This window comes from Bacillus sp. FJAT-53060, from assembly GCF_037104745.1.
Lineage (GTDB): Bacteria > Bacillota > Bacilli > Bacillales > Bacillaceae > Bacillus > Bacillus stratosphericus_B.
In genome coordinates this window covers 229846-253347 of record NZ_JBAWSW010000001.1, presented here as the reverse complement: position 1 = coordinate 253347, position 23502 = coordinate 229846, and the positions used below count along the sequence as shown (strand labels likewise).

Below are 23502 nucleotides of genomic sequence, written 5' to 3'. Positions count from 1 at the left end.
AACACATTCATTGTATTGTTGTTCAGCAAATAATAGAATAGAAAGTATTGATATGTGAGGAGGTGCCATAGAATGAACAACAATGAAATTTACGTCAGCCTTGACATCGGTACATCCAATATAAAAGTCATCGTCGGAGAAATGGCGGATGATTCGCTTAACATTATAGGTGTTGGAAATGTCCCTTCAGAGGGGTTAAAAAAAGGATCGATTGTTGATATAGATGAGACAGTTCATTCTATTAGACAAGCATTTGAACAGGCTGAGAGAATGGTAGGTTTTCCTTTACAAAAGGCGATTGTTGGAATTAACGGGAACCACATTCATATTCAGAATACGAGCGGCGTGGTCGCAGTTTCTAGTGAAAACAAAGAAATACATGCTGAAGATGTAAGACGTGTCTTAGATGCTGCTCAGGTAGTATCTATTCCTCAAGAACATCTCGTAGTAGACGTCATCCCAAGGCAATTTATTGTCGACGGAAGAGATGAGATTACAGATCCCAAAAAAATGCTTGGCGTTCGACTAGAGGTGGACGGATCGTTAATTACAGGTTCTAAAACGATTCTACATAACTGGCTCCGATGTGTAGAGCGAGCTGGAATTGAAATTATGGATATTTGCCTGCAGTCACTCGCATCGGGCTCAGCAGCATTATCGAAAGATGAAAAAAATCTAGGGGTAGCTCTTGTCGATATTGGCGGCGGATCTACAACGATTTCAGTATTTGAAAACGGGCATCTCTATTCTACTCACAGTATCCCCTTGGGCGGAGAGAACATTACAAAAGATTTGTCTATAGGATTGAGAACTTCAACGGAAGAAGCTGAACGAATCAAAAAACAATTTGGACATGCGTTCTATGATGAGGCATCGTCTGAGGAAACATTTGAAGTTTCCGTCATTGGTACCGACCAAAAACAGACGTATACACAACTTGAAGCGGTCAATATCATTGAGGCACGGTTGGAAGAAATCCTGTTGTTTGTGGCAGAAGAGTTAAGAAATATGGGTGTCCATGATTTGCCTGGCGGTTTTGTTCTAACAGGTGGACAGGCGGCCATACCTGGTATCCTTTCACTTTCACAAACGGTCTTACAAAACAATGTAAGAATTGCAAGTCCTAATTATATTGGGGTGAGAGAGCCTCAATATATGACAGGAGTGGGTCTGATCCATTTTGCTTATCGCAATGCAAAAATTCAGGGCAGACAGGTTGGATTCCAAATGCCGGATGAGGCATTTTATGAAGTAGGCACATCTATGGAGCCGGTTTCTTCTACACCACAAATAAAAGAAGCGCAGCCAAGACCGAAAGTAAAACAAAAAGCACAACAAGAGACAAATAAAAAACAGGGCAAAATGAAAAAACTATTTAATATGTTCTGGGAATAGAATTAGATTTTTGACGGATTAGGAGGATTCAGCATGTTGGAGTTTGAAACAAATATAGACGGCCTAGCATCAATCAAAGTAATCGGAGTAGGTGGAGGCGGAAATAACGCTGTCAACCGAATGATCGAAAATGACGTACAGGGTGTCGATTTTATTGCAGTGAATACAGATGCACAGGCATTAAACTTATCAAAAGCAGAAACGAAAATGCAAATCGGTGCTAAGCTGACAAGAGGGCTTGGAGCAGGTGCGAATCCTGAGGTCGGTAAAAAGGCTGCTGAGGAAAGCAAGGAACAAATTGAAGAAGTATTAAAAGGAGCTGACATGGTTTTTGTTACAGCTGGTATGGGCGGTGGAACTGGTACCGGTGCTGCACCTGTTATTGCAAAAATCGCAAAAGATTCAGGGGCTTTGACAGTTGGAGTAGTCACTCGCCCTTTCACATTTGAAGGAAGAAAGCGGCAGCTTCAAGCAGTTGAAGGAATTGCTTCTATGAAAGAAGCTGTTGATACCTTAATCGTGATTCCAAACGATCGTTTACTTGAAATCGTTGATAAAAACACACCGATGCTTGAAGCGTTCCGTGCAGCGGATAACGTGTTAAGACAAGGTGTACAAGGAATTTCTGATTTAATTGCAACACCAGGTTTGATTAACCTTGACTTTGCTGATGTGAAAACAATCATGTCCAATAAAGGTTCAGCTCTTATGGGCATTGGTGTGGCAACAGGTGAAAACCGTGCGGCTGAAGCAGCGAAAAAAGCGATTTCTTCACCACTTCTTGAAACGGCGATTGACGGAGCACAAGGCGTTATCATGAATATTACGGGTGGTACAAACCTAAGTCTTTATGAGGTACAAGAAGCAGCTGATATTGTTGCATCTGCATCTGATGAAGATGTAAACATGATTTTCGGGTCTGTCATTAATGATAACTTGAAGGATGAAATTGTGGTGACAGTAATCGCAACTGGATTTATTGAGCAAGAGCCAGAAGTGACAAAACCACAAAGAAATCCATTAGCACAAGGATTACAGCAAAATCAATCCATTCCTCAAAAGCGCGAATTCAAACGTGAGGAACATCAGCAAACATCATCTCAGCCAAGACAAAATACACAATCAACCGATGATACGCTGGATATCCCAACGTTCTTGCGTAACCGCAACAAAAGCTAATTGAGCATAGCTCATCCCCTTTCATTGGAAGGGGATTTTTTAATGTTTAAAAGTATAAAGTGGCCTGTTGTTTTTTTGATCGGAAAGTCTTAAATATGTGAGAGTCACTCAATCTATTATATGTATTTTGACTTATACATATTAATACAAAAAATCATTTTTGGATTCCTTTGCAAAAAACGACAAAATGATGAACTTTGTTTGACTACATTAAATAGAACACCATGAATCTTGTCATGAGGATTATACTCTGCTTTATCATTTGGGGATGAGGGATTTTATTAAAAGTGAAGTTTCGTAAAACCGCCGTCTATCGTTTTATGAGTGTTTTGATGATTGGTACGTTAACGATGACAAGCTTTGGGATGGTTTCAAGCAAATTCGACTTCCACCTCATTTAGGGGGAAGCCGTTTCTTCTAAGAAACAAAAGCAAAGATTTCATCTAGTTTAATGAAACAGTTTCAACAGGAAGACAAGGTCACCTTCCTAGTCAAAATGATAAAGGTGCAACGAAATAATCAAAGCCGGTAAAGATTGTCATCGATCAAACAGCACCAACTTTGACCATTGATACACTGAAAAATGGAGAAAAATCAAATAGAGAATTGCTCACTTTGGAAGGAAAAGTAGCGGACGATCATCTTGATAAAGTTAAAGTCCATGGGAAGAAGGCTACAATGAAAGATGGGAAGTATTCCGCAAGAGTGCTGTTTAAGAACGGAAGAATACGAAGTCATAGCGAAAGATGTAACAGGAAACTAACGACTAGAAAAGTTGACATCGATGTTCAATACGAGGCACCTGACATTTCTGAGCTGACCCCAAAAACAGATGTCAAGCTATCATCAGGAGAATCTGTTAAGATTCATTTAAAAGCAGGAAAAAGCTAGAGGCAACCTTTGTCATGCCCCTGACACGCGCTAGATCAAAGCTCCAAAAAACAAAAAAGCTGCCGAAGCTTGAAGTAGCAGAAGGAACATATAAAGGATACTGTACGGCACATCTACCGCAGAAGCAAAAGGCGTGCTGATTGAAGTCATTGTGCGAGATGATTATGGAAATGTCACAAGACAAAAGGCATCAGGAACAGTAAACATTAATGAGAAGTAACCATCAACAAAAGACACGACTCTTTGGAGCGTGTCTTTTTAGTACCGAACACTGCACCCAATTCTCTCACTCTCATTCCTCGACAAAAACAATAACAATCCATCAAAAGTTCTCCATCATCCCCAACAAGAATTGACAGACTTCCTTGTGATGACTGTTTTATACTGGTACAAACAAGTGCAAGTACTGCTTTTGATTCTTTGGTTCAGATGAAAGGAGCAGAAGGTGGTCATTTATTTAGACGTAATTGGGCTGTTAAACTTTTGTTTTGATCTCTTGCTTCTCTTACTCACTGCATTTATTCTCAAACGAGAAGTGAAAAAATGGCGATATATGTTAGGAGCTCTGATTGGATCGAGTATGGTTCTCTTGCTCTTTACACCATTTGCGATGTTTGCGTCACACCCTTTAGGCAAGCTACTCTTTTCTGTCTTGATCGTGATTGCAACCTTTGGTTTTCAAAGATTTCGTTCCTTTTTTCAAAACTTGTTTGTTTTTTATTTTGTCACATTTTTAATGGGAGGAGGCATGATCGGGGTTCATTCGTTTTTGCAAACAAATACAATCATTCAAGACGGACTGTTTATTTCACAAAATGATGGATTTGGTGATCCCGTTAGCTGGTTTTTCGTTTTAACTGGCTTTCCAGCCATTTGGCTGTTTTCAAAGAAAAGATTAGGAGAGGTTGGTGTGAAAAAAAGACAGTATGATGAACAAGTACTTGTGGAGATACACATTGATGGAGAGACCATTCGCTTAAATGGACTCGTTGATTCTGGCAATCGTCTGTATGATCCTATGACAAAAACACCTGTTATGATCGTTCAGCTTGATCAGCTAACGTCTATTTGCGGGGAGCCGTTTTTAGAGCTGATGAAACAGTGTCATCCTGTTGAAGTGATGCAGAAGCTTGATGATCGTTTTCCACTGCTCGATCGTTTAAGACTTGTTCCATATCGTGCCGTCGGTCATGATCACGGGTTTCTACTATGTTTAAAGCCAGATACTGTCGTCATTTATTCAAAAACGCATATCATCGAACCATCGAAGTGTTTTGTTGGGATGAGCCTCGGAGGCTTATCAGTAGATCAGGAATTTCAATCCATCATTCATCCAGATATGTTAGACGGGAAAATCATACAAGGGGTGTCGTAGTTTTTTGTGATGTCTTTTATCTTACGAGGTCAATTTGACTTTTAGAAGGGAGAAGAAGATGAAAAAATTAAAATTTAAACTCACTTACTACTGGTATAAACTTCTCATGAAGCTAGGTCTAAAGAGTGATGAAATTTATTATATTGGTGGAAGTGAAGCACTGCCGACTCCTTTATCAAAGGATGAAGAACAAGAACTGCTTGTCAAATTACCGAAGGGTGATCAAACAGCAAGGGCTATTCTTATCGAAAGAAACTTGCGATTAGTGGTCTATATTGCAAGGAAATTTGAAAACACTGGTATTAATATTGAGGATTTAATTAGTATAGGAACGATAGGACTGATCAAGGCAGTCAACACATTTAATCCGGAAAAAAAGATCAAGCTTGCGACATATGCCTCAAGGTGTATTGAAAATGAGATTTTGATGTACCTGCGCCGAAATAATAAAATCCGTTCAGAAGTATCGTTTGATGAGCCGCTCAACATTGATTGGGACGGGAATGAACTGCTTTTGTCAGATGTACTTGGAACAGATGATGATATTATCACCAGGGATATTGAAGCAAATGTAGATAAAAAATTACTAAAAAAAGCGTTAGAGCAATTAAATGACCGTGAAAAGCAGATCATGGAACTCAGGTTCGGCTTAGTTGGCGGTGAAGAAAAAACGCAAAAAGATGTCGCTGACATGCTAGGTATTTCACAGTCCTATATTTCAAGACTCGAAAAAAGAATTATTAAACGATTGCAAAAAGAATTTAATAAAATGGTCTAAAAAAAATTTTTGAAAGCTCTTTCCCTGTGCTGTCAAAGGGATCATCATTTTTTCACATGTTTCTCGTCATAGCTCGTGCATATTTTTCCATCCCAAGGAGATACTGTACTTTGTACAACAGCTCCTGTAGGGAGGGAAAAAAGTGTCCAAAAATAAAGTTGAAATCTGCGGAGTCGACACCTCCAAACTGCCTGTTCTGAAAAACGAAGAGATGAGAAAATTGTTCAGACAGCTGCAAGATGAAGGTGACGATACAGCGAGAGAAAAGCTAGTCAATGGCAATTTGCGGTTGGTCTTAAGTGTGATTCAGCGTTTTAACAACAGAGGCGAGTATGTTGATGATCTTTTCCAAGTAGGATGTATCGGATTAATGAAATCAATTGATAATTTTGATTTAAGCCACAATGTCAGATTTTCAACTTATGCGGTTCCTATGATCATAGGAGAAATACGTCGATACTTGCGTGATAACAACCCGATTCGGGTGTCTCGTTCACTTAGAGATATTGCCTACAAGGCACTCCAAGTCCGAGAGAGGCTAATTAGTGAGACAAGCAAGGAGCCGACGGCAGAAGACATTGCCAAAGTGCTAGAAGTACCTCATGAGGAAATTGTCTTTGCCCTAGATGCGATTCAAGATCCTGTTTCTTTGTTTGAACCGATCTATAATGACGGAGGAGATCCGATTTATGTGATGGATCAAATTAGTGATGAACGGAACAAAGACACACAATGGGTGGAAGAATTGGCCTTAAAAGAGGGAATGCGCAGATTAAATGATCGAGAAAAAATGATTCTTCGAAAACGCTTCTTCCAAGGCAAAACACAAATGGAAGTCGCTGAAGAAATCGGGATTTCTCAAGCACAAGTATCAAGGCTTGAAAAAGCAGCCATCAAACAAATGAATAAAAACATTTTTTAAAGCCGCCACTTGATGTGCGGCTTTTTTCATTCTTCTAGAGAACACGCCTCTAGTATTGACTCTGTTATTTTTTTCATTTAATCTGTTTCTAACAAATGTTATTTCATATATCATTTGTTAAGGAACACATAAACGGAAAGAAGGGTTATTATGACATTCCATGATGAAAAAAGGGTGCTTATTAAGGTTGCGCATATGTATTATGAAGAAGGCGCCACCCAATCTAAAATTGCAGAAGCTGTGGGGGTTAGCCGTTCGCTCATATCGAAATATTTGGCAAAAGCACGGGAAGCAGGAATCGTGGAAATCATTATTCATGATGAAGTCAATCAACAATACGGGTCGTTAGAAAGAAAAATAGAGCGAAAATATGGGCTACGAGAAGTCGTATGTGTTGAATCTCTCAGTCAAGAAGCAACAAAAAGTCGAATCGGAGCTGCGGCTGCGGGTTTTTTATTAAAAGTTATGAAGGATGGACAAGTCATCGGCTTTTCATCAGGAACAACTTTACATGAAATGGCGAAAGCGCTTACGTCTGTTCAGCACTTTCCATCCGTTACATTTGTTCCGCTTGTCGGAGGGGTTGGGAATGAAGATGTTGATATCCATGCCAATTATATTATTGCGAGATGTACAGAAGCACTCAAGTCAAAATGTGAATTTTTACATGTTCCTGTCATGCTTGATACGAAAGAAGCGAAGGAAGTATTGATTAGACAGCCATCAATAAAAAAAGTCATTGAGCTAGGAGAATCATCAAATATTGCCGTTGTCGGAATAGGCGGGGTTCCGCAGCATTCAACGATGGTGAAATCTTACATGACAAACGGCGAGGGGGATATACTCCAAATGAAGGATGTGGCCGGTGACATTTGCTACAATTTTATTGATTATAAAGGAGAAATTTATCCGCATCCATGGAACGACCAGGTGATGGGCATAAGCCCGCAAAAGCTGAAAGAAATTCCGCTTGTCATTGGTGTCGCTGGAGGAGAAGCAAAAATAGAAGCCATCCGAGCGGTATTAGAGGGTGGATTAATTCATGTATTAATTACGGATGAACGAACTGGAGATGCCTTATTAAAGTAACTACCTAATATGATAGGTAGTTTTTTAAGTCTTTAGACTCAAAAAGAATGAAAATTCCATCTATTTTAGCTTGACACAAAGTTGACACATCATATAAACTGAATTCATAACAAATGGTAAATAAAATAACAAATGTTACAATAAATCGATTTTTGTTAATTTTAATAACATTTGTTAAAAGTTTCAGATTTTTTCTAGCAATCTATTGTAAAGCATAAAAAACTGAAAGGATGATTTAGATGTCAATCTATCAACAGTTGATAGCACGAGAACGCAGTGCCGACCCGATCAAAGTAGGGATTATCGGCGCAGGCCAAATGGGATTTGGACTCATCTCACAAATTTCTAAAATTCCAGGCATGATTGTAGCAGGTGTCTGTGATATTCAGCTTGATGCAGCAGAGAAGGCAGCGAATTTTTACAAGCAGCATACAAAGCCTCATCAAATGGTTGTCACAAATGATTACAGAGAAGTGATTCAATCAGATGGCGTGGAAGTTGTTGTGGATGCAACAGGTGTTCCAGAGGTCGGAGCTAACATTTCTTTGGAAGCGCTTAATTCAAAAAAACATCTCGTTCTTTTAAATGTGGAGGTCGATATTACAATTGGTTTGGTGATGCATAAATTATTCACGAATACAGGACTTGTTTACTCTGGATCAGCTGGAGATGAACCAGCCGCAACGCTAGAATTATATGAATTTGCGAAAACAATGGGGCTTGAAGTATTAGTTGCTGGGAAAGGTAAAAACAACCCATTCTTCCCAGAAGCGAATCCAGATACGTGTAAAGTAGAGGCAGATAGTAAACATATGAGTACGCATATGTTGGCTGCGTTCCAGGACGGAACAAAAACAATGGCAGAAATGAACTTATTGAGTAATGCGACAGGGCTTTTGCCAGATAAAGTGGGCATGCACGGAGTAGAAGCGAATTTAGAGAATGTAGCAGATAAATTGAATCAAAAACAACAGGGCGGCGTGCTGGATAACTTCGGAGTTGTTGAATATGTAAATGGACTTGCACCAGGCGTCTTTGTCATCGTCAAAAGTGAGCTTGAGCCAGTAGATGAAGAGCTTCGCTACTTAAAAGTTGGAAAAGGTCCTCACTACACGCTTTATCGTCCGTTCCACTTAGCGAGTCTTGAAACACCAGTTACCATCGCAAAAGCGGTCTTACAGCATGATTCTTCCATCCATCCAATTGGTGTACCAGTTTCAGAAACGGTAGCCGTTGCGAAAAGAGATATTAAAGCAGGCGAAACACTTGACGGAATTGGTGGTTACTCTGTAAGAGGTGTACTTGTAACGCATCAAGACATGAAAACAAACGGTCACATTCCAATTGGCTTAATCAGCGGGAAAGTGGTTGCAAAAAAAGACATTAAATTAGGACAATTCCTATCTCATGATGATGTAGAACTTGATTCAAACACAACGGTCTGGAAGCTGCGTTCATTACAAGATCATCTATTTCAATCATAAGGACGTGAGGCTATGGAAAAATTAGCAATCGTACTTTGTATCATTCTCATTGTGCAGTATGGCTTATCTTTTTTTCAAATCAAGTACTACCGTAAAAGCATGGATACACTCATTGATGACTACAAAGGGAAGAAAGGCTATCACTTGTTTTCAGGAATGGAGCGGCGCAAATTTGGTCCTGGGGCCATTGCGCTCATCATTGTGGATGAATCGTATATCATTCAAAAATGTCATGTGCTTGGCGGGGTCTCGATTTTGTCTAAATTTAAGGAAGTCCCTTCATATGAAGGCAAGCATGTAGGTGCTGTGCTAGATGAGCACCATATGATGAAGCAAACATTGAATAAACGCAAAAAAGGATCAGCTGTCATACAAGCACTCTCAATGGCAGCTGAGCAGGCACTTGTCTCGATTTCGAAAAAAATATAACAAATGTGAACTAAAGAAAGGGGAGATAAAACATGGAATGGATTCAATGGTTTGGGGAGCACTTTATCGGAATGTTTGAAGCCGGCGGAAAGCAATTCATGGGTCTTGTCACAGGTATCGTTCCAACGCTTGTTGTGTTGCTTACTTTCACCTATGCTGTGATGAAGTTTATTGGAGAAGAGCGAGTGAATAGAGCGATCCAGTTTGCAGCAAAATATACCATTTTACGCTATACGTTAATGCCGATCTTATCCGTTCTTATTTTGACAAACCCAATGGCTTATACGTTTGGCCGCTTCTTACCTGAAAAACAAAAACCAGCATTCTATGATTCAGCTGTTTCATTTGTTCATCCGGTGACATCACTGTTTCCGTATGCTAACGCAGGAGAACTGTTTGTCTACCTAGGAATTGCTAATGGGATTAAAGAAGCTGGATATTCAATGTCAGAGCTTGCTGTTCGTTACTTTTTAGTTGGGATCGTCGTCATTTTACTTCGAGGAATCATTACTGAATGGATTACAAAATACTTAGCAGGAAAAATGAAAGCGGATTCATAATAGAGGAGGGTTAGACATGACAAACCACAAAGTATTTGTTGCAAAAGGTGCTGGCGGATGGGGAACTGGCTTAGAGCTTGAACCAAACAGTAAAAGAAGAAAGGTCGTTTCCATTACAGGGGGAGGTATTCACCCAGTTGCACGTAAAATCGCGGAAATGACAGGGACAGAAGCATGTGATGGCTTTAAAAATTCCATTCCAGAAGATGAAATGATGTGTGTTGTCATTGACTGCGGAGGAACTGCACGAATTGGACTTTATCCGATGAAGCGTATTCCAACTGTAGATGTTTTGGCATCCTCTCCTTCTGGACCGCTTGCAAAACATATTACAGAGGATATCTTCGTATCAGGAGTGACAGAAAAAGATATTTCCTATGCGGAAGAATCAGATGGCGAGGCGAAACCAGAAGGTCAAGAAAGCAGTGAGTCCATTGACAAAGAGAATTTTAAAGAAACGTATTCAAAGCTAAAACAGGAAAATATCGAGCGTCAGGAAAAAGGTGATTTCCTCATGAGATTCTCAAGAGGAATAGGGAAAGTAACTGGCACGTTCTATCAAGCAGGTCGTGATTCTGTTGATATGCTTTTGAAAAACATCATCCCATTCATGGCATTTGTCAGTATGTTAATAGGAATTATCAATTATACAAAAATCGGGGATTTAATTGCTCATTTCCTATCACCTTTGGCGGGATCTTTATGGGGGCTCTTACTGCTCGTTGTTGTGTGTACATTGCCATTTCTATCACCTGTCTTAGGACCTGGAGCAGTCATTGCGCAAGTCATCGGTGTACTCATTGGTAGTCAAATTGCACTAGGTAACATTCCGCCTCAATTTGCACTTCCTGCACTATTTGCTATCAACGGTCAAGTAGGGTGTGACTTCATTCCAGTTGGGCTATCACTTGGTGAAGCGAAGCCGGAAACGGTACAATATGGGGTACCAGCTGTTTTGTATAGCCGTCTCATTACAGGGATTCTATCTGTTATGATCGCATATGTTGCCAGCTTCGGTATGTATTAAACGTCTTAAAGGAGGAATCGAGATACATGATCACACAATCTGTTGTAAAAGAAATTGGGATATTAGTACCGCAGTTTAAAGAAGAAAAGCTGATTGTTTTATTTGGACCAGCAGCACCGCAGGAATTAAAAGACATGTCCGTTATTCATGAGTTCGAACATATAGAAGAAGAGCCGCTCAAACTAGGAGGAACCATTCGAGTCGGAGACCAAACTTACACGATCACAGCACTTGGCAAAAAAGCAAATGACAACTTTAAAGAGCTTGGTCATATTTCGATTTACTTTCAAGAGCCGTTTGATGATGTATTACCGGGAGCTGTCTTTGCATCCCCGCATACGTATCCTGATATAACAGAAGGCGTACGTATAGAAATCTCTTAAGAGATCAGAAAAGCTGTTCCTAAAAAGGAGTAGCTTTTTTTATGTAAGGTTTACCGAAATGAGCATTTGCCGATATGCTGTAGACTTTCATTATTTGTATATTCAGAATTTTTACCATGGGAAAATCACTTGACTTGAAGGATGTTTCTTGAAAAAGAATTGGGAAATGGCTACGTCATTCTGTCTCTGTCGACTGGGAGGTGAAAAAGCAGGAACACTGGATGCTTTGTGGATTAAATGGTGCGGGGAAAACCGCTTTATTAAATGTGCTGTGCTCGTATTACTTTCCAACGTCAGGTGAGATTGACTTGCTTTTTTCCTTTTTTGAATGTCCTGTTGAAGTCATGTGGGGAATGGATGTCCTCACTTATGTAAATTGTAGATAAGAGAAACTATTGGTCTGCATCCCTGCTTTTCCATCATACATATTATAGTAGAAAACGAAAGGCGGGGAAGGAAAGATGATCAGTATTTCTGAATTTCAAATTAAGGATGTTGTCGATGTGTCCAGCGGGAAAAAACTAGGCACAATTGGTGACATAGATATTAATGTCACGAGCGGTAAAATACAAGCGATTATTATAGGCGGTACAGGTAAAATGATGGGATTTTTCGGAAAAGAAGAGGAAATGATCGTCCCATGGCGAAATATAGTAAAAATTGGCGAAGATGTGATCCTTGTCCGGTTATCTTCTTAATTCATACCAACCCTCTATCGAAATTTCCTTATTAACCTTCTCTCCACTCTCAGCAAATGTCTTTTTCGGATAAAAAGATTACGTTTTCATATCAATTTGAAAAAAATCCTGTAGAAAGGGCACATTTGAGTGTAATATTTAATGAATTCCACTAACTGTCTATGCATGTCTTGTGGTAAAATAGGAGCGATATAAAGAGAGATGAATGAAAGGTGGGAGGCAGCTTTGACATACAAATATGACCCCTTTCAGCAGAAATCACCTTATGCAATGACCATTCATGATTGGACGAACATGACATGTTCTGGTAAAGAGGTATTAGCCGGATTTACGACAAAAAATGGGGGCTTTAGCCTTTCTCCATATCAATCAATGAATACTGGACTCCATGTAGGAGATGATGCTTCTAGTGTCCAAATGAATCGTCAAGTCATAGCAGATGCGAATGCTGTGCCGCTCTCTGATTGGGTGTTTGCTGACCAAACACACGAGGACCGTATAATGAAAGTCACCAAAGAGCAAAGAGGAAGAGGAAGTCTTCATTATCATGAGGCACTGCCTGGAACCGACGGCTTATATACCTCTGAACTAAACATGATGCTCGCTCTTTGCTTCGCTGACTGTGTTCCGCTTTATTTTCTAGCTCCGCAAAATGGATTGATTGGAACGGCTCATGCCGGCTGGAAAGGAACCGTCAAGCAAATTGGCGCAAAAATGATTGGTTTATGGTGCAGTAAGGAAGGCGCCAAGGTCGATCATATACAAGTGGTCATTGGACCATCAATTGGCAGCTGCTGCTACATAGTAGATGATGTTGTCATAGATCAAGTAAAAAAGCTTCCTTTTTCAACAGATTATGTGTATTCCGAGATTTCGCTAGGACAATACAAAATTGATTTGAAAACATTAAACAAAAACGTATTGCTTCATGTAGGAATAAAAGAAGAAAACATACATGTCAGTTCGATGTGCACAAGCTGCAGCGATCAGCTTTTCTTCTCACACCGGCGTGATCAAGGGAAAACAGGACGTATGATGTCTTATGTCGGGTTTAAGGAGGCATAATAATTGCAATTGAATGTACGAGAGAATTTCAGACAAATAAATGAACAAATTAACGAAGCATGTAAAAGAGTAGGTAGAAATCCAGCAGAGATATCGGTCGTCGCTGTGACAAAATATGTCTCGATTGAACGAGCACTAGAAGCCAAGGAAGCTGGAATTTTGCACTTTGGTGAAAACCGTGACAAAGGGTTATTTGAAAAACAAGCAGCGATAACTGATGAAAACATTAGCTGGCATTTCATCGGCAGTCTACAGACGCGAAAAGTGAAATCTGTCATTCAGACAATTGACTATTTACATTCGCTTGACAGAATGTCCCTTGCGAATGAAATTGAAAAAAGAGCGGATCACACCGTTTGCTGTTTTGTACAGGTGAACACCTCTCTTGAGGAGTCAAAACACGGCTTACAAAGCGAAGACGTGACTCCATTTGTCAAACAGCTCGCAGATTTCAAACATATTGAAATTGCTGGCCTGATGACAATGGCTCCATTCACAGATGATCAGGCTGTGATTCGAAACTGTTTTAAAACATTAAAAAGCCTTCAAGAAGAGGTGAAACATCTTAACCAAGTAAATGCACCTTGTGAGCATTTATCGATGGGCATGTCAAACGATTTTGAAATCGCAATTGAAGAAGGTGCGACATTTGTTCGGATTGGCTCTTCACTTGTTGGAAATGAAACAGGAGGTGCGTGACATGAGCATAAAAAATAAGTTTAAAAGCTTTTTCACACTCGATGACGAAGAGTATGAGTACGAATACATTGATGAAGAAAGAGAACCAGCTCAAGAAGAAAAAGGAACAAAAGACAAAGCGGCATTTCAAGAGCGTCCGCAGACAGGAAAACAAAATGTCGTCAGCTTGCAAAGCATGCAGAAATCCTCTAAAGTGGTGTTAAGTGAGCCGCGGGTTTATGCAGAGGCGCAAGAGATTGCAGACCATATTAAAAACAGGCGTGCAGTCGTCGTAAATTTGCAGCGCATTCAGCATGATCAAGCAAAGCGAATTATTGACTTCTTAAGCGGAACGGTTTATGCAATCGGTGGAGACATTCAACGTATTGGCTCGAATATATTTCTCTGCACACCTGATAATGTGGATGTATCTGGCACAATATCAGAGTTATTAACAGAGGAAGAACCTCAGAGGTGGTAAATCAAAGTGATTCTATATTACATTTTTAAGATTTTACAGAGTGCATTAACGATTTATTCATTCGCGATTATTATTTACATCTTTATGTCATGGGTGCCTTCTGCAAGAGAAACAACGATTGGCCGATTTTTGGCATCCATTTGTGAACCGTATTTAGAACCATTTCGTAAAATTATTCCGCCAATTGGCATGATTGACATCTCGCCAATTGTGGCATTGCTTGTGATCCGTTTTGCCTCAGATTATGGATTAAGAGGTCTTTATCAGATGATTTCCGGAATCATGTAAACAGGCTGCCGGGCTTGGCAACTGCCAGGCTCTTTTACATAAAAGGGGAACAAAATGAGCGATATTTATCAACATTTTAGAAAAGACGAACAGCCATTTGTCGATCAAGTGTTTGACTGGAAAAAAATTGCACTGGATCAATATCGGTTGAAATTAACAGACTTTCTTAATCCGCGTGAGCAGTTTCTTACCCATTCCGTGATCAAGCATTCTAATGATCTCGGGATCATGTTTTTTGGCGGGTATGAGGAAGCGGAGCGCAAAAGAGCCCTGATCTATCCCGATTATTTAGAACCGTCTATTCGGGATTCTGAGCTGTCTTATTTTCAGGTGAACTATGCGAAAAAGTTTATTTCCATTGAACACCCGAAGCTCCTTGGCTCACTTATTGGGACAGGCTTGAAGCGACAAAAATTCGGTGATCTGTTATTTTCAGAGGACGCTGTGCAGTTTATTTGTACAAGCGATGTAGCCGATTTTGTTCAAGTGCAGCTGACACATGTCGGCAGAGCATCCGTTTCATTAGAGGAAATTAGCCAGGCGGATTTAAAGCCAGTCATCAGCAAGATCGATATCAAAGAAGATACCATTTCTTCATTGCGACTTGACGCTGTATGTGCCGCAGTCAGCCGGCAATCTCGGCAAAAAGCACAGCTTTTAGTCAAAAATGGCCTTGTAAAAGTAAACTGGAAAGTCACTGAGGACCCTTCCTTCACGATTGGCGAAGGCGATCAGCTTTCATTGCGGGGATATGGCCGCTTTAACTTAAAAACAATTGATGGGAAGACAAAAAAAGATAAATTTAAAGTAACATTTGAGCTTCTGACATAACGAACTTGAATCTGGAGGTGGCGAGGTTGCCATTAACACCTAATGATATTCATAATAAAACGTTCACAAAAAGTTTTCGTGGCTATGACGAAGATGAAGTAAATGAGTTTTTAAGCCAAGTACGTAAAGATTACGAGATCGTGCTTCGTAAAAAAAACGAACTTGAAGACAAAGTCAACGAGCTTGATGAAAGACTAGGTCATTTTGCGACAATTGAAGAAACATTAAACAAATCGATTCTTGTTGCACAGGAAGCAGCTGAAGACGTGAAACGTCATTCTGACAAAGAAGCGAAATTGATTATTCGTGAAGCAGAAAAAAATGCAGACCGTATTATCAACGAAGCGCTATCAAAATCAAGAAAAATTGCGATGGAAATCGAAGAGCTGAAGAAACAATCGAAGGTCTTTAGAACTCGTTTCCAAATGCTCATCGAAGCTCAGCTTGATCTTCTGAAAAATGATGATTGGGATCATTTGCTGGAATATGAAGTTGACGCTGTCTTTGACGAAAAAGAATAAGCGCATCATCTTGACATGATGTGCTCATGTTGCATATAATACCATCATAAATTAACAAGAGATAAACGTTTGATAGGGACACTCGCAGTTGTTGTATGTGTAATAAAGCGAATCAGGGATGGTGGAAGCCTGAAATTACGAAGCGCTGCAATGAGATCACCCCTTTAGTTCCTTTTCTGAAATGAATCAGTAAGAAAAGGCGTCTGATCACGTTACGATTTTAGAGTGGATAAGCGACTGTTTCATATCGCTTGTCTAAAAGGGTGGTACCGCGAGATAAGCCTTCTCGTCCCTTAGGGATGAGAGGGCTTTTTTTATTGTTTTTTTTAATACAAATTTGCATATGGAGGAATGGGTATGAACTACAAAGACACCTTATTAATGCCAAAAACAGAATTCCCGATGAGAGGGAACTTGCCAAACAAAGAGCCTGAAATTCAAGAGCAGTGGGCAGAAAAAGATATCTATCAAATGGTCTTAGAGCGGACAAAAGGACGCCCTACTTTTATTTTGCATGATGGACCTCCATATGCGAATGGTGACATTCATATGGGACACGCACTCAATAAAATTTTGAAAGATTTTATTGTCCGTTTTAAATCAATGAACGGGTTCCACGCACCATACGTACCGGGCTGGGATACACACGGTTTACCTATCGAAACAGCGCTCACTAAAAATAAAAAAGTGAAACGAAAAGAAATGTCTACAGCAGAATTCCGCAAACGATGCGAAGAGTATGCTTGGAAACAAATCGAAGGTCAGCGCAATCAGTTCAAACGATTAGGCGTAAGAGCAGACTGGGACAATCCATATGTGACATTAAAGCCTGAATACGAAGCGCAGCAAATTCTTGTCTTTGGTGAAATGGCGAAAAGAGGCTATATTTACAAAGGGCTAAAGCCTGTTAACTGGTCACCTTCAAGTGAATCAGCACTAGCAGAAGCGGAAATTGAATATAAAGACAAGCGCTCACCATCCATCTACGTATCATTTAAAGTGAAAGATGGGAAAGGCGTACTTAAAAATGGTGAACAATTCATCATCTGGACAACAACACCTTGGACAATTCCTGCAAACGTTGGTATCTGTGTTCATCCAAACCTAGAGTACAGTGTGCTCAAAGTCGGAGTTGAGCGATATGTCGTCGCATCTGAGCTAGTTGAACAAGTGGTAAAAACAATTGGCTTTGATGAATACGAAGTCGTGAAAACACTAAAAGGAAAAGAATTAGACAATATCGTGGCAGAGCATCCAATTTACGGTAGAGATTCTCTCATTATGCTCGGCGACCACGTGACAACTGATGCAGGAACAGGCTGTGTTCACACAGCACCAGGTCACGGGGAAGATGACTTTATTGTCAGTATGAAATACGGTCTTGATGTGTTATGTCCAGTAGATGAAAAGGGTGTCATGACAGAAGAAGCGTCTGGTTTTGAAGGGCTAATCTACGAGGATGCTAATAAAGCCATCACGGAACAGCTTGAAGCAAAAGGCGCACTGAAAAAGCTCGACTTTATCACACACTCCTACCCGCATGACTGGAGAACGAAAAAGCCAACAATTTATCGTGCGACCGCTCAGTGGTTTGCTTCCATTAAAGATTTCAGGGAAGCTTTATTAGACAATATTAAAAAAACAAAATGGATGCCAGCATGGGGTGAAACACGCCTATTTAATATGGTGCGTGACAGAGGTGACTGGTGCATTTCAAGACAGCGTGTATGGGGCGTACCAATTCCGGTTTTTTATGCGGAAAATGGTGAGCAAATTATCACAGATGAAACGATTCAGCACGTATCTCAATTATTTAGAGAACACGGTTCAAATATTTGGTTTGAAAAAGAAGCAAAGGAATTATTGCCAGACGGCTTTACGCATCCAGGTAGTCCAAATGGCGAATTCACAAAAGAACAAGACATCATGGATGTATGGTTTGATTCAGGCTCTTCTCACCAAGCCGTTTTAGAAGAAAGAGATGACCTTGTCCGTCCAGCAGACCTTTACCTTGAAGGCTCTGACCAATATCGCGGCTGGTTTAACTCATCATTATCAACAGCGGTTGCTATCACTGGAAAAGCACCATATAAAGGTGTCCTAAGCCATGGCTTCACGCTTGATAAAGAAGGGCGCAAGATGAGTAAATCATTAGGCAATACGATTGATCCGACGAAGGTGGCTAAGCAGCTAGGTGCGGAGATTCTTAGACTATGGGTGTCCTCTGTTAACTATCAAGCCGATCACCCAGTATCTGATGATATTTTAAAACAAGTAGCAGAAGTATATCGTAAAATTCGTAACACCTTCCGCTTCCTGCATGGTAACTTATTTGACTTTGATCCAGCTGTCAATACAGTGCCAGTAGAAGAGCTTCGTGAAGTGGATCAATATATCTTGATCAAATTAAACAAATTGATTGATAAAGTGAAAAAAGCATTTGATGATTATGAATTTGCTGTCGTGTATCATGCAATTCACAATTTCTGTACGATTGAGCTAAGCTCATTCTATCTCGACTTTGCAAAAGATGTGGTGTACATTGAGCATGCTGATCATCCGGACCGCCGCAGCATGCAAACTGTTTTCTACGAAACAATAATGGCGTTAGTGAAGCTGACTGCACCAATTCTTCCGCACACAGCTGATGAATTATGGAGTCACTTAAGCTTTGTTGAAGAGCCAAGTGTTCAGTTAACAGATATGCCAAAAGGTGTAACAGTTCCTCAAGCAGAAGCGACAGAAACGAAGTTCGACCGCTTTATGGAAGTACGTGATGATGTTCTTAAAGCACTAGAAAATGCGCGTAACGAGAAAGTCATTGGACGTTCACTTGAAGCAAGTGTGACGATTTATGCGACAGATGAAGTAAAAGACCTTCTTGCATCCATTAAAGAAGATGTCAAGCAGCTTTTTATCATATCAGAATTAACGGTAGAAGATGAGCAGAATGCAGATGCATCAGCGCATGAATACACATCAGGACGTATTGTTGTTCAAAAAGCAGAAGGAGAACTGTGCGAACGTTCTCGCATTATTTCAAAAGATGTTGGTGCAAATCCAAAATACCCAACATTGTCGCTTAAAAATGCTGAAATCGTGGAGAAATATTACCAGAATTAACAGTGTGACAACACCAACTAGCGCCCCGCAATACGTGGGGCGTTTTTTATTTAAGAAAATGACAGTGTTTAGAACGAAAGGAAAAATCTTATGGCTTTAAAGTGAACAGTCGTGGCAACAATATGATTATCAAGACAGGGCAGGAGTTGAAATAGCGACATGAATGGCGATCTAGACACGATTTACATGGAACTCCTTCAAATGAAAGAAGAACTGCAATCCAAATTGTTTGAATATGCATCATTTCGTTCACCCGCTGAACATATCACATTAAATCAAGCGAAAACGACAACGATTCTTTATCACATAAAAGAAGAACTGCAAGATGTTTCACTCGCTATTGCAAAAATAGAGCAAGGAACCTATGGCATATGTGAGATAACAGGTCACACAATTCCGTTTGAACAAATGCGTATTCTTCCTACAGCCCGCACAACTGACGACTTTTTATATTATAAGCAATACGAGAAAAAAGCATTCACCCCTTATCCTAATGAATCAAATGATTCTCATTTTGAAGCCTTCCACATGTAGGGAGGTTTTTGTCTGTCAATGAAAGTTTCTTTACTCCTTCCTGTTTTCTTGATAAAATGCTTAAAGATCAAAGTATGAAGATGGAGGAACGTGTGTGTTCTATTACATAATCGCATTCGTTATAATTTGTTTAGATCAATTAACAAAATGGCTCATTGTCAAAAATATGATACTTGGAGATTCTATTCCAGTAATTGATGGATTTTTTTATATTACGTCTCACCGAAATTCAGGAGCCGCCTGGGGCATTCTCCAAGGGCAAATGTGGTTTTTCTATGTGATTACACTCGTTGTTATTACGGGAATTATCTATTACTTGCAAAAGCATGGACAAAAGGACAAGCTGCTTGGTGTAGCGTTAGCCTTAATGCTTGGCGGAGCGATTGGAAACTTTATCGACCGCATTTTCCGTCAGGAAGTGGTTGATTTCGCTCACTTCGTATTTTGGGATTATCATTACCCGATTTTTAACATTGCAGATTCTTCTTTATGTGTAGGGGTTATTCTCCTCTTCATTCAAATGCTGTTAGATGGAAAGAAAAATAAGGAGTCAACTACATGAATCAAATAAACATTGCCGTTTCAGAAGAACATACGAGTGAACGGCTTGATAAATTTTTAAGCACGACAAAACCAGAATGGTCAAGAACCCAAGTCCAGCAGTGGGTCAAGGACGGGCAGATCGAAGTAAATGGGAAGCAAGTAAAAGCCAATTATAAAGTCCAGGCTGAAGATCAAATCAAAGTGGAGATTCCAGATCCAGAAGCAATTGATGTAGAAGCAGAACCGATGGATCTTGATATTTATTATGAGGATGAAGACGTACTAGTGGTGAATAAACCACGAGGTATGGTCGTTCATCCAGCACCAGGTCATGTGTCAGGAACGCTTGTCAATGGTCTCATGGCACATTGCAATGACTTATCAGGCATTAATGGCGTCATGAGACCTGGAATTGTCCACCGGATTGATAAGGATACGTCTGGTCTCTTAATGGTTGCTAAAAATGATATGGCGCACGAATCACTCGTCAATCAATTGGTTGCCAAGAGTGTGACAAGAAAATACACCGCAGTTGTCCATGGCATCATCCAGCATGATACAGGAACAATTGACGCACCAATTGGTAGAGACAAAAAAGACCGCCAAAGCATGACCGTTACAAAAGGAAACGCAAAGCAGGCGGTCACTCATTTTGACGTGATTGAACGCTTTCAAGATTTCACCCTTGTAGAATGCCGTCTTGAAACAGGAAGAACACACCAAATTCGTGTCCATATGAAATATATTGGCTATCCTCTTGCAGGAGACCCGAAATATGGTCCAAGAAAAACAGTCGATTTCAATGGACAGCTGCTGCATGCAGGGGTTTTAGGATTTGATCATCCTAGAACAGGAGAATACATGGAGTTCACAGCACCAATTCCAGCTGATATGCAAACTTTTATCGATTCGTTAAGAAATAACGATTGACAGGCAGTTCTTTTTCTGAAATAATAAACGAAGAAATGGAGATTCTTTAAAACAGTCCAGAGAGGCTGAGAAGGATAACGGATTCATTTGTACACGTGTATGCACAAATGAAAGCCCCTCTCTGCCCTTTGCAGAAGGGGCTTTTTATTTGTCAAAAAGAGGTGTGAAAGATGGAACAAAAAGCAGTCATTCTTGATGAACAAGCGATAAGACGAGCGCTTACCCGAATTGCACATGAAATGATTGAGCGCAACAAAGGGATGAAGGATGTCATCCTTGCGGGAATCAAGACAAGAGGCATTCATCTTGCAAAGCGCCTTGCAGAGCGCATCGAGCAAATTGAAGGAAATCCAGTTACTGTAGGTGAACTTGATATTACACTATACCGTGATGACCTGACAAAAAAGACAGACAATCAAGACCCGCTTGTAAAGGGTGCAGACATCCCAGCTGATATTAATGACAAAACACTGATTGTCGTGGATGATGTTCTGTTCACGGGAAGAACCGTAAGAGCAGCAATGGATGCGCTCGTGGATGTAGGCAGACCGTCTTCCATTCAGCTTGCTGTTCTAGTCGATCGAGGACACCGTGAGTTGCCCATTCGAGCGGATTATATTGGGAAAAATATTCCGACATCAAAAGCAGAAAAGGTCATGGTTCAGCTCGTTGAAGTAGATCAAAACGATCTTGTCGCTATATATGAAAAATAACCTTTTTAAATGCATTCCAGAGAGTTTGCAAAGAGGACAATAACAGAGACACCACTCACACGGCTACATGGCGTGTATGGTTTTTCTAGGCCAGCCTCTTTGCGCATACTCGCAAAGAGGCTTTTTTAATGAAAAAGGACACATCTAGGAGGAAAATCATGAGTCAGCCAAAAGCCAATTTAGGCATTCGAGATATCCCAAAACCGTTCACATGGCTATCACTTAGCCTCCAGCATTTGTTTGCCATGTTTGGTGCGACCATTCTTGTACCAAAAATCATTGACATGAGTCCAGCCGTTGCGCTCATCTCAAGTGGTGTTGGAACCATTGTTTACTTAATCATCACTAGAGGACAAATTCCGGCGTATCTTGGATCGTCCTTTGCCTTTATCGCCCCCATACTGAATGTCAAAGCCTCAGGTGGCCCAGGAGCTGCAATGGTTGGTGCCTTCATGGCGGGTGTGGCTTATGCCCTCATTGCATTATTCATTAAATGGTTAGGCACAGGCTGGCTGATGAAGCTTCTGCCGCCGGTCGTTGTCGGACCAGTTATTATGGTTATTGGACTCGGATTAGCTGGAACAGCTGTCAACATGGCAATGTATGTTGATCCGAATGCGACTGAGCTTGTTTACAGCCTAAAGCACTTAATGGTAGCCGGCTTTACACTGGCTGTCACCATTATCAGCATGATTTTTCTCAGAGGGTTCCTTAGCCTGATTCCAGTATTAATCGGTATTATCAGCGGCTATCTCTTTGCCTTAACACAAGGCATCGTGAATTTCCAGCCGGTCATTGACGCAAAATGGTTTGCTGTACCAGAATTTGTCGTACCATTTGTCGACTATACACCTGCTGTCACCTTGAGCATTCTCACAGTGATGGTGCCGGTTGCCTTTGTGACCATGTCTGAGCACATTGGCCACCAAGTGGTATTAAGCAAGGTCGTAGGGCAAGATTTTATTCAAAAGCCAGGACTTCACCGCTCCATTTTAGGAGACAGTGCGGCGACCATCTTCGCTTCACTCATTGGCGGACCACCAACAACGACTTATGGGGAGAACATTGGCGTACTTGCCATCACCAGAGTGTTTAGTATCTTCGTCATCGTAGGAGCAGCAGTGTTTGCGATCTGCTTCGGCTTTGTTGGGAAAATTTCAGCATTAATCAGTACAGTTCCGTCCGCAGTCATGGGAGGTGTTTCGTTCCTTCTCTTTGGAATCATTGCCTCGAGCGGCCTGAGAATCCTGATTGATCATAAAGTGAACTTTGAAGAAAAGCGCAATCTCATTATCGCATCTGTCATCTTAGTTATTGGAATTGGCGGGGCATTCATTGAGGTGAAACAAATCAATCTCACATTATCCGGAATGGCACTCGCTGCGATTACGGGCGTCCTGTTAAACCTGATCCTACCGCATCAAAAGGTAGAGGGAGACGAGTCAAATGAATCGAATACAGAAAACCTTTTAAAATAAGTCCAGTGAGGCTGACAAGGGTTCTAAAATGAGCAGAATGTGCTGCTGCTTCTTTTGGAGAACCCTAAGCTGCCAAGGCTTAGGGTTTTTTTGAACCTGAAAGTGAT

Annotated in this window: 25 protein-coding genes, 1 pseudogene and 1 other annotated feature; all 26 genes and pseudogenes read left to right on the top strand. The window is 40.6% G+C overall.

Features of this window, described 5'->3' with window-relative positions; genetic code table 11:
* The first annotated feature begins 72 nt into the window (after nt 1-72).
* The 26 genes and pseudogenes from ftsA to WAX46_RS01240 all read left to right on the top strand — a co-directional run bounded on the left by ftsA (nt 73) and on the right by WAX46_RS01240 (nt 23395).
* Nucleotides 73-1395, top strand: coding sequence for a cell division protein FtsA (gene ftsA / locus WAX46_RS01365; protein WP_226566935.1), 1323 nt, complete (start codon nt 73-75; stop codon nt 1393-1395).
* A 33-nt stretch (nt 1396-1428) separates the two neighbouring features.
* Nucleotides 1429-2574, top strand: coding sequence for a cell division protein FtsZ (gene ftsZ / locus WAX46_RS01360; RefSeq protein WP_226566934.1), 1146 nt, complete (start codon nt 1429-1431; stop codon nt 2572-2574).
* 561 nt (nt 2575-3135) lie between these two features.
* The gene (locus WAX46_RS01355) at nt 3136-3465 is read left to right on the top strand and encodes a hypothetical protein (RefSeq protein WP_336493237.1); all 330 of its coding nucleotides are present in this window, start codon (nt 3136-3138) and stop codon (nt 3463-3465) included.
* A 445-nt stretch (nt 3466-3910) separates the two neighbouring features.
* Nucleotides 3911-4840 carry a sigma-E processing peptidase SpoIIGA gene (gene spoIIGA, locus WAX46_RS01350; protein ID WP_226566931.1) on the top strand — a complete coding sequence of 310 codons (930 nt, stop codon included), beginning with the start codon at nt 3911-3913 and terminating at the stop codon, nt 4838-4840.
* 58 nt (nt 4841-4898) lie between these two features.
* Nucleotides 4899-5618, top strand: a complete 720-nt coding sequence (gene sigE / locus WAX46_RS01345; RefSeq protein ID WP_226566930.1) for an RNA polymerase sporulation sigma factor SigE — start codon at nt 4899-4901, stop codon at nt 5616-5618.
* 142 nt (nt 5619-5760) lie between these two features.
* The gene (sigG, locus tag WAX46_RS01340) at nt 5761-6540 is read left to right on the top strand and encodes an RNA polymerase sporulation sigma factor SigG (RefSeq protein WP_226566929.1); all 780 of its coding nucleotides are present in this window, start codon (nt 5761-5763) and stop codon (nt 6538-6540) included.
* Between the two features lie 150 nt (nt 6541-6690).
* On the top strand, nt 6691-7629 hold the full coding sequence (locus WAX46_RS01335) for a sugar-binding transcriptional regulator (RefSeq protein WP_226566928.1): 939 nt from the start codon (nt 6691-6693) through the stop codon (nt 7627-7629).
* Between the two features lie 239 nt (nt 7630-7868).
* Nucleotides 7869-9113 carry an NAD(P)H-dependent oxidoreductase gene (locus WAX46_RS01330; protein ID WP_226566927.1) on the top strand — a complete coding sequence of 415 codons (1245 nt, stop codon included), beginning with the start codon at nt 7869-7871 and terminating at the stop codon, nt 9111-9113.
* Nucleotides 9114-9125: 12 nt separating this feature from the next.
* On the top strand, nt 9126-9542 hold the full coding sequence (locus WAX46_RS01325; protein ID WP_336493236.1) for a transcriptional regulator GutM: 417 nt from the start codon (nt 9126-9128) through the stop codon (nt 9540-9542).
* A gap of 32 nt (nt 9543-9574) precedes the next feature.
* Entirely contained in the window at nt 9575-10102 is a 528-nt protein-coding gene (gene srlA, locus WAX46_RS01320) for a PTS glucitol/sorbitol transporter subunit IIC (RefSeq protein WP_226566925.1), read from the top strand.
* A 16-nt stretch (nt 10103-10118) separates the two neighbouring features.
* On the top strand, nt 10119-11129 hold the full coding sequence (gene srlE, locus WAX46_RS01315; RefSeq protein ID WP_226566924.1) for a PTS glucitol/sorbitol transporter subunit IIB: 1011 nt from the start codon (nt 10119-10121) through the stop codon (nt 11127-11129).
* A 26-nt stretch (nt 11130-11155) separates the two neighbouring features.
* A complete protein-coding gene (locus WAX46_RS01310) occupies nt 11156-11512 on the top strand; it encodes a PTS glucitol/sorbitol transporter subunit IIA (RefSeq protein WP_226566923.1) in 357 nt (118 codons plus the stop codon).
* A 158-nt stretch (nt 11513-11670) separates the two neighbouring features.
* Nucleotides 11671-11826: pseudogene (locus WAX46_RS01305) on the top strand (ATP-binding cassette domain-containing protein); the annotation flags it as partial.
* A 147-nt stretch (nt 11827-11973) separates the two neighbouring features.
* Nucleotides 11974-12210, top strand: a complete 237-nt coding sequence (locus WAX46_RS01300) for a YlmC/YmxH family sporulation protein (RefSeq protein ID WP_008344958.1) — start codon at nt 11974-11976, stop codon at nt 12208-12210.
* Nucleotides 12211-12411: 201 nt separating this feature from the next.
* Nucleotides 12412-13275 (top strand): peptidoglycan editing factor PgeF, encoded by an 864-nt coding sequence (gene pgeF, locus WAX46_RS01295; protein ID WP_442895647.1) that lies wholly within the window; start codon nt 12412-12414, stop codon nt 13273-13275.
* A 9-nt stretch (nt 13276-13284) separates the two neighbouring features.
* Nucleotides 13285-13974, top strand: a complete 690-nt coding sequence (locus WAX46_RS01290; RefSeq protein WP_226566969.1) for a YggS family pyridoxal phosphate-dependent enzyme — start codon at nt 13285-13287, stop codon at nt 13972-13974.
* A 1-nt stretch (nt 13975) separates the two neighbouring features.
* Nucleotides 13976-14434, top strand: coding sequence for a cell division protein SepF (locus WAX46_RS01285; protein WP_226566920.1), 459 nt, complete (start codon nt 13976-13978; stop codon nt 14432-14434).
* A gap of 6 nt (nt 14435-14440) precedes the next feature.
* The gene (locus tag WAX46_RS01280; protein WP_226566919.1) at nt 14441-14722 is read left to right on the top strand and encodes a YggT family protein; all 282 of its coding nucleotides are present in this window, start codon (nt 14441-14443) and stop codon (nt 14720-14722) included.
* A gap of 54 nt (nt 14723-14776) precedes the next feature.
* A complete protein-coding gene (locus tag WAX46_RS01275) occupies nt 14777-15553 on the top strand; it encodes a YlmH family RNA-binding protein (protein WP_226566918.1) in 777 nt (258 codons plus the stop codon).
* Nucleotides 15554-15579: 26 nt separating this feature from the next.
* Nucleotides 15580-16074: a DivIVA domain-containing protein gene (locus WAX46_RS01270; RefSeq protein ID WP_008344947.1), complete on the top strand. Its 495-nt coding sequence runs from the start codon at nt 15580-15582 to the stop codon at nt 16072-16074.
* Between the two features lie 59 nt (nt 16075-16133).
* Nucleotides 16134-16371, top strand: a binding site (T-box leader).
* A gap of 60 nt (nt 16372-16431) precedes the next feature.
* The gene (gene ileS / locus WAX46_RS01265) at nt 16432-19197 is read left to right on the top strand and encodes an isoleucine--tRNA ligase (RefSeq protein ID WP_336493234.1); all 2766 of its coding nucleotides are present in this window, start codon (nt 16432-16434) and stop codon (nt 19195-19197) included.
* A 159-nt stretch (nt 19198-19356) separates the two neighbouring features.
* Nucleotides 19357-19731 carry a TraR/DksA family transcriptional regulator gene (locus tag WAX46_RS01260; RefSeq protein WP_336493233.1) on the top strand — a complete coding sequence of 125 codons (375 nt, stop codon included), beginning with the start codon at nt 19357-19359 and terminating at the stop codon, nt 19729-19731.
* Nucleotides 19732-19825: 94 nt separating this feature from the next.
* Complete coding sequence (gene lspA / locus WAX46_RS01255; RefSeq protein WP_226566915.1) at nt 19826-20293, top strand: signal peptidase II; 468 nt, start codon at nt 19826-19828, stop codon at nt 20291-20293.
* Complete coding sequence (locus tag WAX46_RS01250) at nt 20290-21204, top strand: RluA family pseudouridine synthase (protein WP_336493232.1); 915 nt, start codon at nt 20290-20292, stop codon at nt 21202-21204. The genes lspA and WAX46_RS01250 overlap by 4 nt, the downstream gene beginning before the upstream one ends.
* A 170-nt stretch (nt 21205-21374) precedes the next feature.
* Nucleotides 21375-21917, top strand: coding sequence for a bifunctional pyr operon transcriptional regulator/uracil phosphoribosyltransferase PyrR (gene pyrR / locus WAX46_RS01245; protein ID WP_226566913.1), 543 nt, complete (start codon nt 21375-21377; stop codon nt 21915-21917).
* 158 nt (nt 21918-22075) lie between these two features.
* Nucleotides 22076-23395 (top strand): uracil-xanthine permease family protein, encoded by a 1320-nt coding sequence (locus tag WAX46_RS01240; RefSeq protein WP_336493231.1) that lies wholly within the window; start codon nt 22076-22078, stop codon nt 23393-23395.
* Nucleotides 23396-23502 lie beyond the last annotated feature (107 nt).